This window comes from Streptosporangium sp. NPDC000396, from assembly GCF_042898655.1.
Classification (GTDB): domain Bacteria; phylum Actinomycetota; class Actinomycetes; order Streptosporangiales; family Streptosporangiaceae; genus Streptosporangium.
Map to the genome: position 1 here is coordinate 268,871 of NZ_JBIAZA010000010.1, position 14,700 is coordinate 283,570.

Genomic DNA, 14,700 nt, shown 5'->3' on the forward strand with positions numbered 1-14,700 from the left:
GGCGGCCTGCGAGACCAGCGTCGGATCAGGAGTGACCCAGTGGCTCGGCGGCGGCGTCGTCCACGGAACCGGCCAGATCCGCCTCGGCGGAGTCTTCGGCGAGATCGTAGGCGAGGTCGTCGAGGATGGGCGAGGTCGGCTCGACCTGGGGCGGCAGGACGGCGGCCTCGGAATGCGCGCCGCAGCCGTGGTCGGCGGCGACCACGCGGCCGTCGTCGGGGGCGTACTCGTTGGTGCAGACGCCGAACCCGGCGCCCAGCGCACCGGCCAGCAGCCAGTAGAAGCCGCAGGTGGAGCACTGCGCGGGAGCGGCGTGCGCGAGAGGGGTGTGAGGGCCGGAGTCACCGGAGTGCCAGCGGCGCACGGCGCGGTCACGGCCGATCGGGGAGAGCACCCGTGCCCGGCCGAGGCCCTGCTCAAGAATCAGCTGCTGGTCGGGTTCGTCGGCCCCGGTGAACGCGGGCGCGAGCCGATCGTCGTCTTCGGCGGTGGGCAGCAGGTCGCCCACACCCAGGTCCCCGGGGCGCAGCCGCTCGCTCCACGGCACCCACTCGGGCGGCAGCAGCGCGCCCGAGCCGGGCAAGAGCACGACCTCACTGACCGTCACGTTGCGCGCCCGGGAGGCCCGGGCGACGGTGACGGCCCAGCGCCACCCTCGGTAGGCGCGATCGAGGCAGGCGAAGTGATGGGTGACGACCCGCTCGCCCTCGCTCTCGACCCCGAGGTGCTCACCCACCTCGTCGGGCTTGACGGTCTCCTCGATCGCGGAACGGGCCAGGTCGACGGCGGCGACGCAGGCCTGGTCGAGAGCGGGGGTGCGGGCTCGGGTGCGGCTCACGAGTCCTCCTCCAGCGGTCTCGCAACCCGACGGTCGCTGTGCTTCCTGCCTAGCTCGTTGCGCTGACTCACAGTTCATTCTCACCCATGCCCGGAGCGAACGACACCGGTACGGGCGCATGACATGAGGAGTCGCCCACCGCACCGGACGTCTCACCTGTCAACGGGACTGAAAATCACGATCTGTGAAGGTTGGGGTGCTTGGGCCTCAGCCTTGGAGATGATGCAATCGGGTAAGACTGGATGCGTGGCAAATGGGTGGGAACGGGCGCAGAAGGCAGCGGGCGAGACCTGTCGCCTGATCGGCCGCTCTGCCTCCGGAGCGGGCCGGGCGACCGTCCGCGCCGGTAAAAGCACGGGGCGGGGAGTCATGCGCGCCGGTCGCGGCGCGGCGAGCGGGACCCGATGGGTGGGCAGGAGCGCGCGCCGGCTCACCTACGCCCAGGGCGCGGGCCGTACGGGGCTGGGGCAGTTGATCGAGCTGACCGCCGCGCACAGCGCGGGCGACGCGCTGGTCACCGCCGCCCTGGCCGGAACGCTGTTCAAGCTCCCGGTGAACGAGGCCCGGGGTCAGGTCGCGCTCTACCTGCTGATCACGATGATCCCCTTCGTGGTGGTGGCGCCGTTCGTCGGCCCGGTTCTCGACCGGTTCCGCTCGGGCCGGCGCTTCGTCATGGCGGGCACCCTGTTCGGCCGTGGCCTGCTGTGCTTCGCGATGGCGGCGGCGATCGTCTCGGACGACGAGTTCACCATCTTCCCCGCGGCTCTGGCCGTGCTGGTGCTGTCGAAGGCCTACAACGTCTCCCGTGCGGCGATCATGCCGAACGTGCTGCCCGCCGACATCGCGCTGGTCACGGCCAACGCGAGGGTCGCCCTGTTCGCCCTGGTGACGGCCGGTTTCGCGGTTCCGGCCGGGGCGGGCATCAGCGCCTGGCTCGGCGCCGAATGGGTGTTACGCGGGGCGACGGTGCTCTTCCTGCTGGAAGGCGTCCTGGCGGTACGGCTCCCGCGTCACGTGGACTCTCCCGATCTTGAGGAGCTGGAGGAGGACGAGGAGCGGTCGCACCGCTGGCGCACCCTGCTGAACGTGGGCCCGGTGGTCGCCGAGGCGATGAAGGCCAACGTCGCCATCCGCCTCCACTCCGGGTTCCTGCTCTTCTACCTGCTCTTTCTTGTCCAGGACAGGAAACTGCCCGGCCTCGCCCCGACGGTCACGATCGGCGTGCTGGCCGTGGCCGCCGGCGTCGGCGGCCTGGCCGGAGCGGCCGTGGCCTCCTGGGTGCGCAGCCACTCCCCGCAGCTCATCGTGCTGGTCACCCTCGCCCTGACGGCCGCGGTCACCGTGGTGGCGGCGATCGTGTTCAACCTGTGGACCGCGGTGGCCGTCGCGCTGGTGGCCGCGTTCGCCCAGGGCCTGGGCAAACTCGCGCTGGACGCGATCGTGCAGCGCGAGATCGGCGAGGAGGTGCGCTCGTCCACCTTCGGCGTGGTGGAGGCGTTCCTGCAGATCGCGTGGGTGCTCGGCGGGCTGGTCGGGCTGCTGCTGTCGCTGTTCGCCGGAGGGTCCGCCGGGCTCGCGGTGATGGCCGCGGTGCTGGGAGGCTCGCTCGGCTGGCTGCTGGTACGGCGAGGCCGGCGAACGCGGGCGAGGGACGCCAAGGTCGAGGCCGCCCGAGCAGCCGGTGCGGACGCCCGGTCCTCGGCCTCCGGCGCCCCTTCCCCGTCCTCGACCCCCGACGCTCCCTCCTCCGCTCCGGACACCGCCTCCCCCGCCCCGTGGGAGACGCCCAGGCCCAAGCCCGCCGGAACGACGACCGCGGTCGTGCGGCGGGACGATTCCCCGACGGAGAAGCGGACCAAACCGCTGACCAATCCTCACGGCTGAGCCGCGAGGCGTCAGGTCACTCGTCCAGGTCGTCGGCCACGGCCCGGAGCACAGCGGCGATCTTCTTGGCGTGCGCGGCCTCGGGGTGCTTGCCCTTCTGGTAGGACGTGGAGACCGCGTCCAGGAGCTTGATCAGGTCTTCCACGATGACGACCATCTCGTCGGGCTTCTTGCGCTTGCCCTTCGGCTTGACGCTCTTGGTGAGCGTGGGCGGCTGGTCGATCACGCGGACCGAGAGCGCCTGCTGGCCGCGGCGCCCTTCGGCCACGCCGAACTCGACCTTCTGACCCGGCTTGAGAGAGCCCACGCCGCCCGGCAGCGCGGAAGAATGCACGAAGACCTCACCGCCGTCGTCGCGGGTGAGGAAGCCGAAACCCTTGTCGGCGTCGTACCACTTGACCTTGCCACTCGGCACAGGGGTGACCTCGTTCAGACTGTCGTGAAAAGGAATGGATGTAGGTTATGCCCAGCGAAGGCTCAGAGCGACCGTCTAATCAGGCCTGAATTACACGAGTGCTAATCAGGCCTGAATTACACGAGTGCGGCCGAGGCTCGCCAACCGTCGAACCACCCGGCGAACTCTGTCAGATCTCCGAGCACCACATCGGCTCCGTGATCATGCAGCTCTCCCGCCGGGTAAAGGCCTGTCGCCACCGCCACGCTGACGGTGCCTCCCGCTCGCGCCGCCTCGATGTCGGCGACATGATCTCCAACATAGGCGGCCGCGCCGAAACTCGCGAGAGCCGGGCCCTTGTCGGCCCCGAAGACGGATCCGGCGACCTCGTCCACGTCGAGGCCCAGGAACTCGACCGTTCGCACCGCGTCACGGAGATTCTTCCCGGTCACCACGATGACCCTGCCGCCGCCCCGCCGTACGGCCTCGACGGCCTCGCGCGCGCCGGGCATGAGCGTGGTGGCCGGAACGGCGAGCGAGGGGTACAGCGACCGGAAGACGGCGACGGCCTCCGGGATCTCCTCCGGGGGCAACCAGTTGGCCAGCTCCCACTCCAGCGGCGGCCCCAGCCTGGCCACCACGGCGGCGCTGTCGATGAACACGCCAGTGCGCAGCGCCAGCTCGTCGTAGACGGCCGCGATGCCGGCCCGCGTGTCCGCGAGCGTCATGTCCAGGTCGAATCCCACCGAGTTCATCCGGTCGTTCACCGCTCCTCATCCGCTTCACGGAATCTCGCCAGGATGCTTCCGTCTTCGGGGCGGGCAGGAGTGGTGTTCATCGGAATCTGTTCGGTTCCTTTCACTGGGGAAGGGGCAGCCCGGCCGGGATCCGCCGCCATCGGACCCCGGACAGATCCCGGAGAACATCAAGAAGGGCACACTCCACATGCCCCTCGAAGCATGCCAAATACATCCGGACATGGGTAATCCCGGGTCGCTGTACGCCACGCCACCTGCTGTGGAACCCTTGGGAAGGGGAACGGCCACATCCGGGTGGCTTGGAGACCACCTCATGGCCGGATCCTCACCCACGCCGCCCGCCCGGCCGGATCCGTACCCGTCTCGGGCTCGATCCGGCGTGCCGAAAGCCGACAGGTTCGGCGCTGGATAGGGTCATGGGGGAGGTATCGGCAGAGAAATGACCAGATCGACGCGCGAGCGGATCATCGACGAGGCCCTGCGCCTGTTCGCCGAACGGGGCTATTCGGCAACCTCGGTGGCCGAGATCGAGGCCGCCTCGGGGCTGTCGCCGGGCGCCGGGGGGCTCTACCGGCACTTCAAGTCCAAGTACGAGGTGCTGGCCGCGGCGATGAACGAGCACGCCACCCGGACCAGGGCGCAGATCGCCGAGACCCTGGCCGAGATGAGCACCGTCGACGCCTCGGTCGATCTCGAAGAGCGCCTGGCGCACCTGTGCAGGGCGGGACTGGCCAAGGTCCGCGAGGAGAGCGAGCTGACGCGCGTCTTCTTCCGCGACCTGAGCCAGTTCCCCGAGTTGGTGGCGATCGTGCGCGAGGGGCTGCTGCAGCCCATGTTCGACGCGATCACCATGTGGTTCCGGGCCCAGCCCGAATACGCCGAGGCCGAGCTCGACTGGCCCGCGATCGGCGCCGTGCTCGGCGGTGCGGTGGTTCACTACAGGCTGTTCCAGGAGACCGTGGGCGAGCCACCGGGGCGCGCGGAGCGTGATCGTTTCGTCGCCTCCTGGGTGCGCCTGGCGCTCGGGCTGCTCCCTCGGCCGGCCGTACAGGCGATCGGATGAGCCGGCGGAGGCCCTGCTCATGGCCGGTCGGGTAAATGCGGCCTTTGCCCGGACCGCGCTTTGTCGGTAAGGCCTCCTACCATTGACGGAATGAGCACGGAGTTCACCACGTGGCTGCGCGGCCGGAGCGACGACCAGTTGCGGGCCCTCGTCACCGTGCGCCCCGAGCTCATCACCCCGGTCCCGGCACACCTCGAGGGGCTGGCCGCGCGGGCGAGCAGCCCGTCGGCGATCGGCCGCGTGCTCGATCGGCTCGACCGGTTCACGCTCTCGGTCGTGGAGACGCTGGCCGTGCTCCCCGAGCCGATCGGCTACAAACCGCTGCGCACCCAGATGGCCCGCGCGCTGCCCGGAGCGGCCGGCTCGCCGTTCCAGGGCGCGCTCAAGGAGACGGTCGAGCGGCTGCGAACCCTGGCCCTGGTCTACGGGCCCGACAGTGCCCTGGCGCTGGCCCCCGGCGTGCGGGAGGTCCTGGAGGCCCCCGCGGGGCTCGGCCCGCCGGCGGAGGAGCTGTTCAGGCACCATCCCGCGGAGCGGCTGGCCGAGCTGATCCATGACGTCGGCGGCGAAGGCGACACCAAGGAGGCCCTCGCCGAGCTGCTCGGCGACCCGGAGACCGTCGGGCGGCTGATCCAGGATGTCTCCCCGCAGGCCCGGTCCGCGCTCAACGAGCTGGCCTGGGGGCCCGCCAGCGGCCGGGTGCCCAACGCGCGCAGGGAGGTGCGGGCCGCCACCGCCCAGTCGCCGATCGAGCAGCTTCTCTCCCGCGCTCTGCTGGGCGCCACCGGGGAGGAGACCGTCGTCCTGCCGCGCGAGGTCGGCCTGTTCCTGCGCGACGGCCGCATCCACCAGGACCTCTCTCCCGTCCCGCCCGCGCTCGACGGCCCCGAGCGCGCCCAGGAGCTCTCCGACCGCACGGCCGCGGGGCAGGCGTTCACGTTCACCCGGGCGGTGGAGGAGCTGTGCGAGAGGTGGAGCGTCGACCCTCCCGGTGTGCTGCGCAGCGGCGGCCTGGCCGTGCGCGACCTCAAGCGGGCCGCGAGCCTGCTGGACGTGCCCGAGTGGGTGGCGGGGCTGATCATCGAGGTGGCGCACGCGGCCGGGCTGGTGGCCGCGAGCGGTTCGGTGGACGGCGACTGGCTGCCCACCCCGACCTATGACGGCTGGCGGGTGAAGGGCACCGAGGACCGCTGGGTGGTGCTGGCCACGACCTGGCTCACCATGGACCGGGTGCCGGGAGTGATCGGCGAGCGCGACGAGCGCGATCGGCTGCTCAACGCCCTCCACCCCGACCTGCGCCGCCCCGTCGCCGCCGAGATCCGCACCACGACCCTGGGCATCCTCTCCGCCGCCGGCCCCGGCGTGGCCCCCACCCTCGAATCGGTGCGCGAGCGCCTGGCCTGGGAGCAGCCCCGCCGCCGCGGCGGCCAGCGCGACCAGCTGGTGGAGTTCACGCTGCGCGAGGCCGAGCAGATCGGGATCACCGGCCTCGGCGCGATCGTGGGCCACGGCCGGGCCCTGCTTCCGGGCGGCAGCCGGACCGCGTCGGCGGGTCAGCTGCTGGTCCCGCTGCTGCCGGAACCGCTCGACCACGTGCTCCTCCAGGCCGACCTGACCGCCGTCGCCCCCGGTCCGCTGACGAGCGACCTGAGGCGGTGGCTGGGACTGGCCGCCGATGTGGAGTCCACCGGCGGCGCGACGGTCTACCGTTTCGGCGAGCAGTCGATCCGGCGGGCTCTGGACGCCGGGCAGGGCGCCGACGAGATGCTGGCCATGCTGGAGCGTCACTCGGCCACGCCCGTGCCGCAGCCGCTCAGCTACCTCATCACCGACGTGGCCCGCCGCCACGGCCGCATGCGCGTCGGCACGGCGAGCGCCTACGTGCGATGCGACGACCCCTCGCTGCTGGACGAGGTGATGGCAGACAGGCGCGCACTTCCGCTGCGGCTGCGTCGGCTGGCCCCCACCGTGATCGCCTCCAAGACCTCCCGGCCCACCCTGGTCGACTCGCTGCGCGCGATGGGCTACGCCCCGGTGGCCGAGTCCCTGGACGGCGATGTGATCATCACCCAGCTCGACGTCCGCAGGACCGACGGCCAGCCCGTCGTCCGTTCCACGGCCACCTTCACCGGCCTGGAGGCCGACGTCGTGGCGGCCGCCGTCCGCGCCGTGCGCGCGGGCGACGCCGCCCGCCGGTCCCGCCGGGTCCCCGTCGACGCCCCCGAAGGCCAGGTTCCCCGGTCCCCGGCGAGCGCCACCATCACCGCGCTGCGCGAGGCCATCCGGCAGGGCTCCCAGGTCTGGATCGGCTACCTCGACTCCCAGGGCAACGCCACCAGCCGGATCCTGGAACCCGCCCGGATGGAAGGCGGCTATCTCACCGCCTACGACGAGACCCGGGCGGCGGTGCACCGCTTCGCCCTGCACCGCATCACCGGCATCGCCGACATCAACTGACCAGGCACCGCTGATCAAGCACTACTGATCAGGCACTACGGCGCGCCGATGCCGGAGGACCAGCACCGCGCGTCTCCTCACCGGAAGGGTCGCAACGCCTGTCTAGATGCGACCAAGGCCGCCCATCTATGGCGTTTAGTTACGGCACGCGACACAAGCCCAATATCGTGATATCCGTTGATGTTCCCCTCGACAGGAGCGAGACGGTCCAGTGAGCAGCGGTCACCCCGAAGGTCCCAGCACGAACCCGGACGACTGGAAGAGCCCCTACAGCACCGGCCCCGGCCAGACCCCCGGGTACGGCCAGACCGGCCCCGGCCAGGCTCCCGGGTACGGCCAGACCGGCCCCGGCCAGGCTCCCGGGTACGGCCAGCAGCCCTACGGTCAGCAGCAGCCGAGCTATGACGAGCAGCCCTACGGGCAGGGTTACGGGCAGCCTTACGACCCCGGTTACGGTCAGGGCTACGGCGAGCCTTACGGGCAGTACGGCTACGGTCCCGCGCCGCAAAAGAACAACGACGGCGTCCGAACCCACGCCATCGTCGCACTGGTCGTCAGCATCATGTTGGGCTTCACCTGCTACGTCAGCCTGGGCGGCATCGCCGGAGCCATCCTGTCCGGCATCGCGCTGGGCAAGGTCGACACCGACCCCCGGGGCGCCAGGAACCTGCTCAAGTGGACCTGGATCAGCGTCGGCATCAACGTCGGCCTGGTAATCCTGGGCATCATCGCCCTCATCGTCGCGGGTGCCAGCGGCGCTTTCGACAATTGAGCGAGATCGGGACTGTCCGGAGGCTCATCTCCGTTGGACATACGGAGCGGGGGTCGTCAGGCGAGGATTGAGCCGGTGATCGCCCGTGTGAGTGCGACCATGGGTTCGCCGGCCGTACACGAGGGAGAAGTCTGTGACTGACGGGCCACTGATCGTCCAATCGGACAAAACCCTGCTTTTGGAAGTCGACCATGACAGGGCCGACGAGTGCCGCAGGGCGATCGCGCCGTTCGCCGAGTTGGAGCGCGCGCCCGAGCACGTGCACACCTACCGGGTCACCCCCCTGGCGCTGTGGAACGCGCGGGCGGCGGGGCACGACGCCGAGCAGGTGGTCGACGCGCTGATCGCCTACAGCCGGTACCCGGTGCCACACGCGCTGCTGGTGGACGTGGCCGAGACCATGGCGCGGTACGGCAGGCTCCGGCTGGAGAAGCATCCCGTCCACGGGCTCGTCCTGACCAGCACCGACCGAGCCGTGCTGGAGGAGGTGCTGCGCTCCAAGAAGATCCAGCCGCTGCTGGGCGAGCGGCTGGGCGACGACGGCGTGGCGGTGCATCCGAGCGAGCGCGGCAACATCAAGCAGCTGCTGCTCAAGCTGGGCTGGCCGGCTGAAGACCTGGCCGGATACGTCGACGGCGAGCACCACCCGATCACCCTGGCCGAAGACGGCTGGGAGCTGCGCACCTACCAGAAGGCGGCCGCCGAGGCGTTCTGGCACGGCGGCTCGGGTGTGGTCGTGCTCCCTTGTGGCGCGGGCAAGACGATCGTGGGCGCGGCGGCGATGGCGCATGCCAAGGCGACGACGCTGATCCTGGTGACGAACACGGTCTCGGCGCACCAGTGGAAGCAGGAGCTGATCAAGCGGACCTCGCTGACCGAGAACGAGATCGGCGAATACACCGGCACCAAGAAGGAGATCCGGCCGGTCACCATCGCCACCTACCAGGTGATGACGACCCGCAGGCAGGGCGTCTACCGGCACCTGGAGCTGTTCGACGCCCGTGACTGGGGTCTGATCGTCTACGACGAGGTGCACCTGCTGCCCGCCCCGATCTTCCGGATGACCGCCGACCTGCAGGCCCGGCGGCGGGTGGGGCTCACCGCGACGCTCGTGCGCGAGGACGGCCGGGAGGGTGACGTGTTCTCCCTGATCGGCCCCAAGCGCTATGACGCGCCGTGGAAGGAGATGGAGAACCAGGGCTGGATCGCCCCGGCCGACTGCGTCGAGGTCCGGGTGACGCTGACCGACGAGGAGCGGCTCGCCTACGCGATGGCCGACTCCGAGGAGCGTTACCGGTTCTGCGCGACCACGCCGTCCAAGACGCGGGTGACCGAGGCGCTGGTCCGGCGGCATCCGGACGAGCAGGTGCTGGTCATCGGCCAGTACATCGACCAGCTGGACGAGCTCGGCGAGCACCTGAACGCACCGGTGATCAAGGGCGAGACGAAGGTCAAGGAGCGGGAGCGGCTGTTCCAGGCGTTCCGCGACAAGGAGATCCAGGTCCTCGTCGTCTCCAAGGTGGCGAACTTCTCCATCGACCTGCCGGAGGCCTCGGTGGCCGTTCAGGTGTCGGGCACCTTCGGGTCGCGGCAGGAGGAGGCCCAGCGGCTGGGGCGCGTGCTCCGGCCCAAGTCGGACGGCGGCGGGGCCCGCTTCTACTCCGTGGTCAGCCGCGACACCGTCGACCAGGACTTCGCCGCGCACCGGCAGCGGTTCCTGGCCGAGCAGGGGTACGCGTATCACATCATTGACGCAGACGACGTGCTCGCCGGGGAATAACGTCACATGGCGAACACGCCGTCATCTGTTGTCAGGTCCACGAGATACCGCAGGCTTTCGACAAAGACACCACCCCCTCGCTAGGCCGCGACGGCCACCTGGGCGACATACCCTCATGGTCTGTGTGATTCACCGGATTTGCCCGGCTTTTTCGGTATCTTGAGGCAGAATGACGGAGGGTGCCAGGACGGCTACCGAACGATCATGCCGCCCACGAACACCACCCCTTCGGCGATCACCCAGGCGGCCACCGCGACACTCATGAGGGCCATGAAACGGCCCTCGTCGCGGCGGGCCGCCGGGGCCAGCCAGGCGCCCGCCGTACAGCAGGCCGCGACCACGGCGAACAGGCCGGACACCCGGACGAACCCGCCCAGCCGGTCGGCGCAGGCGCCGTCCGAGCAGAAGGCATCCAGTCCCCAGCCCGCGAACACCGACAGCCCCCAGAGCGCGGCGAGCAGGAGGCTCGCCACAGTCGGTATCACAGGGGAGATCCGCACGTCCGTTGGGATACCCGCTCCGGCCGGTTCCCAGTCCGCGTGTAATTCCTTTGAGGCGTGCGAAGGCCGCCGGTACGCTAGTCGATTCGCTACCTGACCACCACCTCCGTTTGCCGAATGGGAGGCGCTTTCGCATGCCCGCACACCAACTGGCCCCCGACATAACCGGCGATCCAGCCGACACCCTCACCGCTGAACGCCGGCACCTGGCGGCCTCCAGGGCCGCGCTGCGCGCGATGCGAGAACACGCCCAGTCCCTCTCCTCCGACGCCGCCGGAGACTGGGTGTCCCAGCAGATTTTGCAGGCGCTCCTGGACCAGCGAGTGGCGGCGCTCGCCGACCACGCCGGCACCCCGCTGTTCTTCGGCCGCCTCGACCGCGCCGCGGACGACGACCTTCCCGGCACCATCTACGTCGGGCGCAGGCACGTCCACGACGATCGCAGCCGCCCCATGGTGATCGACTGGCGGGCTCCCGTCTCGCGAGCGTTCTACCAGGCCAGCCCGTCCGACCCGATGGGCGTCGCGCTCCGCCGCCGGTTCGGCTACCACGGCGGCGACCTGACCGCCTACGAGGACGAGCCGCTCACGCAGGGCGTCACCCTCCAGCACAGCAAGATCCTCACCGAGGAGATCGAGCGGCCCCGCTCCGGTCCGATGCGCGACATCGTCGCGACCATCCAGCCCGACCAGGACGAGATCGTCCGCTCCGAACTCGGCCGGACCGTGTGCGTCCAGGGGGCTCCCGGCACCGGCAAGACCGCCGTCGGCCTGCACCGGGCCGCCTACCTGCTCTTCACCCACCGTGAGAAGCTCGCCCGATCCGGCGTGATGATCGTCGGACCGAACCGGGCCTTCCTCTCCTACATCTCCTCGGTGCTCCCCGCGCTGGGCGAGGTCAAGGTCGACCAGACCACGGTCGCCGGGATCCTGGGCGACCACTCCGCGCCCGAGGATCCCGCGGTCAGCGCCGTCAAGGGCGACGCCAGGATCGCACCGGTGCTCAGGCGCGCCCTGTGGATGCACATCGTCAAGCCGGCCGAGGGCCTGCTGTTCACCAAGGGAGTCAACCGGTACCGGGTGGCCGACCACGAGGTCCGTGAGATCGTCGCCTCCCTGCGTGGGACCACGCGCTACGGCCCCGGCCGTACGGCTCTCGCCCAGCGCCTGGCCCACATGGTGCTCGTCCGGATGGAGCAGCGCGGCGAGTCCCCCGACGACCGGGTGCAGGACGCGGTGGCCCGGTCCAGGCCGGTCAAGCAGCTCGTGGACCAGGTATGGCCCAAGCTGACCCCGCAGCAGGTGCTCCATCGGCTGTTCAGCGATCCCGAGTTCCTCGCCGCCGCGGCGAAGGACGATCTCACTGCCTCCGAGCAGGCTCTGCTCCTGTGGGCCAAGCCGGCCAAGTCCTTCCGCTCGGCGAAGTGGTCGGCGGCGGACGGCGCGCTGATGGACGAGCTCGCCGACCTGATCGAGCGGACCGCCTCCCTGGGACACCTGGTCGTGGACGAGGCCCAGGACCTGTCCGCCATGCAGCTGCGCGCCCTCGGGCGGCGCTGCCGTACCGGGTCGGCGACCGTTCTGGGCGACCTCGCGCAGGGCACCACCCCCTGGTCCGCTCGATCCTGGACCGAGGTCCTCACCCACCTGGGCTTCGAGGAGGGCGCGGTCACCGAACTCACGCTCGGCTTCCGCGTTCCCCGCGAGATCCTCGACTACGCCGCCAGGCTGCTGCCCTCCGTCGCCCCGGACCTGGCCGTCCCCCAGTCGCTCCGGCCCGGTGTGGGTTCCCTGACGGTACGGCCCGCCTCGGACGGCTCCCTGGCCGGCGCGGTGCGTGAGGCGGCGCGGGAGGCGCTGTCCCGGGAGGGCTCGATCGGCGTCATCGTCCCGGACGACTCGGTCACCGCCGTGTCCGAGGCCCTGTCCCATCTGGAACATCGCGTGCTGAGCCCCGACTCGGCCGAGGAGCACCGCCTGCTGGTCATCCCGGCGACCCTGGCCAAGGGTCTGGAGTACGACCACGTCATCGTGGTCGAGCCGGCCGACATCGTGGACGCCGAGCCGCGCGGCCTGGCCCGCCTCTACGTGGTCCTGACCCGTGCGGTCACCTCCCTGACCGTTCTTCACGCCCGGGAGCTCCCCGCACAGCTCTGCTAGCTTTCCCGCCCATGACAGTGAGTGCGCGAAACGGCCGGCTCGAAGACATCGATGCGCTGCCGGCTTTCTGGCTGGAAGCCGTCGGTTATGCTCCTCGGCCGCAGTGGTCGCGCTGGGTTAAGGCCCTTTAGTCAGAACCCGTTTAGGACTGGCCTCTTTACAGGTTGTGAACCTCGGAGAAAGGGCAAAGTCCGGCAGTGCGACGTTCGGTGAACGCGAAAAGAGGCGGCCCCGGCACCTCGGGGTCGCCTCTTTTCGTAAAAGCGTCTGGACTTAGAAGTCCATGTCGCCGCCGCCCGGCATGGCGGGAGCGGCAGCAGCCTTCTCAGGCTTCTCGGCGATGACAGCCTCGGTGGTGAGGAACAGCGCCGCGATGGACGCCGCGTTCTGCAGAGCCGAGCGCGTCACCTTGGCCGGGTCGATGATGCCCGACTCGAACATGTTGACGTACTCGCCGCTGGCGGCGTTCAGGCCCTCGCCCGGGTTGAGGTTGCGAACCTTCTCGACCACGACGCCGCCCTCAAGGCCGGCGTTGACGGCGATCTGCTTCAGCGGCTCCTCCAGAGCCTTGCGCACGATCGCGGCACCGGTGGCCTCGTCGCCGGGCAGCTCAAGCTTGTCGAACGCCTTGGTGCCGGCCTGGAGCAGGGCAACACCACCGCCGGGCACGATGCCCTCCTCGACGGCCGCCTTCGCGTTGCGGACGGCGTCCTCGATGCGGTGCTTGCGCTCCTTGAGCTCGACCTCGGTCGCCGCGCCGGCCTTGATGACGGCCACGCCGCCGGCCAGCTTGGCGAGGCGCTCCTGGAGCTTCTCGCGGTCGTAGTCGGAGTCGGTGTTCTCGATCTCGGCGCGGATCTCGTTGACCCGGCCGGCGATCCGCTCGGGGTCACCGGCGCCGTCGACGATGGTGGTCTCGTCCTTGGTGACGATGACCTGACGGGCGCGGCCCAGCATGTCCAGGGAGGTGGACTCGAGCTTGAGGCCGAGGTCCTCGCTGACGACCTGGGCACCGGTCAGGATGCCGATGTCGCCGAGCATGGCCTTGCGGCGGTCACCGAAGCCCGGAGCCTTGACGGCGACCGAGCGGAACAGGCCACGGATCTTGTTGACGACCAGGGTGGCCAGCGCCTCGCCCTCGATGTCCTCGGCGATGATCAGCAGCGGCTTGCCGGCCTGCACGACCTTGTCGAGAACCGGGAGCAGGTCCTTGTTCGCGGAGATCTTGGAGTTGACGACGAGGATGTAGGGGTCGTCGAGGACGGCCTCCATACGCTCCGGGTCGGTCACGAAGTAGGGCGAGATGTAGCCCTTGTCGAAGCGCATGCCCTCGGTGAGCTCAAGCTCCAGGCCGAAGGTGTTGCTCTCCTCGACGGTGATGACGCCTTCCTTGCCGACCTTGTCCATCGCCTCGGCGATCATCTCGCCGATCTGCGGGTCACCCGCGGAGATGGAGGCGGTGGAGGCGATCTGCGCCTTCGTCTCCACGTCCTTGGCCAGCTTGGACAGTTCCTCGGAGACGCGCTCCACGGCGGCCTCGATGCCCCGCTTCAGGGACATCGGGTTGGCGCCCGCGGCGACGTTACGGAGGCCCTCACGCACCAGAGCCTGGGCGAGCACGGTGGCGGTGGTGGTGCCGTCACCGGCGACGTCGTCGGTCTTCTTGGCGACTTCCTTGACGAGCTCGGCCCCGATCTTCTCCCACGGGTCCTCGAGCTCGATCTCCTTGGCGATGGAGACACCGTCGTTGGTGATGGTGGGGGCGCCCCACTTCTTCTCCAGAACGACGTTACGGCCCTTGGGGCCGAGGGTCACCTTGACGGCGTCCGCGAGCTGGTTCATACCGCGCTCGAGACCGCGCCGGGCGTCCTCGTCAAACGCGATCATCTTGGCTGCCATACGGCTAGACCTCCCAAACACAGGGTGGCTTGCACCGGATCGAGCCGACGCCCGCGACGGCATGTGGACCCGCGACTCCGTTCGGCGGGCCCCATCGTCTCGATCCAGGGTTGGCACTCTCCGACAGGGAGTGCCAAGCAACTGTTTAGCACTCTACCCCGGAGAGTGCAAGCGACGCGGCGCTGACCTGGCCTCG

General features: G+C 70.1%; 11 protein-coding genes. 6 read left to right on the top strand and 5 right to left on the bottom strand.

Annotation, left to right across the window (positions count from 1 at the left end; all coding sequences use genetic code 11):
• Positions 1 to 25 precede the first annotated feature (25 nt).
• A complete protein-coding gene (locus tag ACFY2X_RS18605) occupies positions 26 to 838 on the bottom strand; it encodes a DUF3027 domain-containing protein (protein WP_389939665.1) in 813 nt (270 codons plus the stop codon).
• A gap of 369 nt (positions 839 to 1,207) precedes the next feature.
• Here ACFY2X_RS18605 and ACFY2X_RS18610 point away from each other — a divergent pair, with 369 nt between their 5' ends.
• Positions 1,208 to 2,722 carry an MFS transporter gene (locus tag ACFY2X_RS18610; protein ID WP_389939667.1) on the top strand — a complete coding sequence of 505 codons (1,515 nt, stop codon included), beginning with the start codon at positions 1,208 to 1,210 and terminating at the stop codon, positions 2,720 to 2,722.
• 16 nt (positions 2,723 to 2,738) lie between these two features.
• Here the strand turns inward: ACFY2X_RS18610 and ACFY2X_RS18615 are convergent, their stop codons facing one another.
• The gene (locus ACFY2X_RS18615; RefSeq protein WP_389939669.1) at positions 2,739 to 3,137 is read right to left on the bottom strand and encodes a cold-shock protein; all 399 of its coding nucleotides are present in this window, start codon (positions 3,135 to 3,137) and stop codon (positions 2,739 to 2,741) included.
• Positions 3,138 to 3,253: 116 nt separating this feature from the next.
• A complete protein-coding gene (locus tag ACFY2X_RS18620) occupies positions 3,254 to 3,883 on the bottom strand; it encodes an HAD family hydrolase (protein ID WP_389939671.1) in 630 nt (209 codons plus the stop codon).
• A 430-nt stretch (positions 3,884 to 4,313) separates the two neighbouring features.
• On the opposite strand from ACFY2X_RS18620, the gene ACFY2X_RS18625 reads away from it, so the two are divergent.
• The 4 genes from ACFY2X_RS18625 (at position 4,314) to ACFY2X_RS18640 (ending at position 9,946) form a co-directional block, all read left to right on the top strand.
• Entirely contained in the window at positions 4,314 to 4,937 is a 624-nt protein-coding gene (locus ACFY2X_RS18625; protein ID WP_389939673.1) for a TetR/AcrR family transcriptional regulator, read from the top strand.
• Positions 4,938 to 5,027: 90 nt separating this feature from the next.
• Complete coding sequence (locus ACFY2X_RS18630) at positions 5,028 to 7,394, top strand: helicase-associated domain-containing protein (RefSeq protein ID WP_389939675.1); 2,367 nt, start codon at positions 5,028 to 5,030, stop codon at positions 7,392 to 7,394.
• Positions 7,395 to 7,605: 211 nt separating this feature from the next.
• Positions 7,606 to 8,166 (top strand): hypothetical protein, encoded by a 561-nt coding sequence (locus ACFY2X_RS18635; protein WP_389939677.1) that lies wholly within the window; start codon positions 7,606 to 7,608, stop codon positions 8,164 to 8,166.
• Positions 8,167 to 8,299: 133 nt separating this feature from the next.
• A complete protein-coding gene (locus ACFY2X_RS18640) occupies positions 8,300 to 9,946 on the top strand; it encodes a DNA repair helicase XPB (protein WP_389939679.1) in 1,647 nt (548 codons plus the stop codon).
• Positions 9,947 to 10,137: 191 nt separating this feature from the next.
• Here the strand turns inward: ACFY2X_RS18640 and ACFY2X_RS18645 are convergent, their stop codons facing one another.
• Positions 10,138 to 10,419, bottom strand: coding sequence for a hypothetical protein (locus ACFY2X_RS18645; RefSeq protein WP_389939681.1), 282 nt, complete (start codon positions 10,417 to 10,419; stop codon positions 10,138 to 10,140).
• A gap of 161 nt (positions 10,420 to 10,580) precedes the next feature.
• On the opposite strand from ACFY2X_RS18645, the gene ACFY2X_RS18650 reads away from it, so the two are divergent.
• Positions 10,581 to 12,605, top strand: coding sequence for a HelD family protein (locus ACFY2X_RS18650; RefSeq protein WP_389939683.1), 2,025 nt, complete (start codon positions 10,581 to 10,583; stop codon positions 12,603 to 12,605).
• Between the two features lie 273 nt (positions 12,606 to 12,878).
• Here ACFY2X_RS18650 and groL read toward each other — a convergent pair whose 3' ends face one another.
• Positions 12,879 to 14,504: a chaperonin GroEL gene (gene groL, locus ACFY2X_RS18655; RefSeq protein ID WP_389939685.1), complete on the bottom strand. Its 1,626-nt coding sequence runs from the start codon at positions 14,502 to 14,504 to the stop codon at positions 12,879 to 12,881.
• Positions 14,505 to 14,700 lie beyond the last annotated feature (196 nt).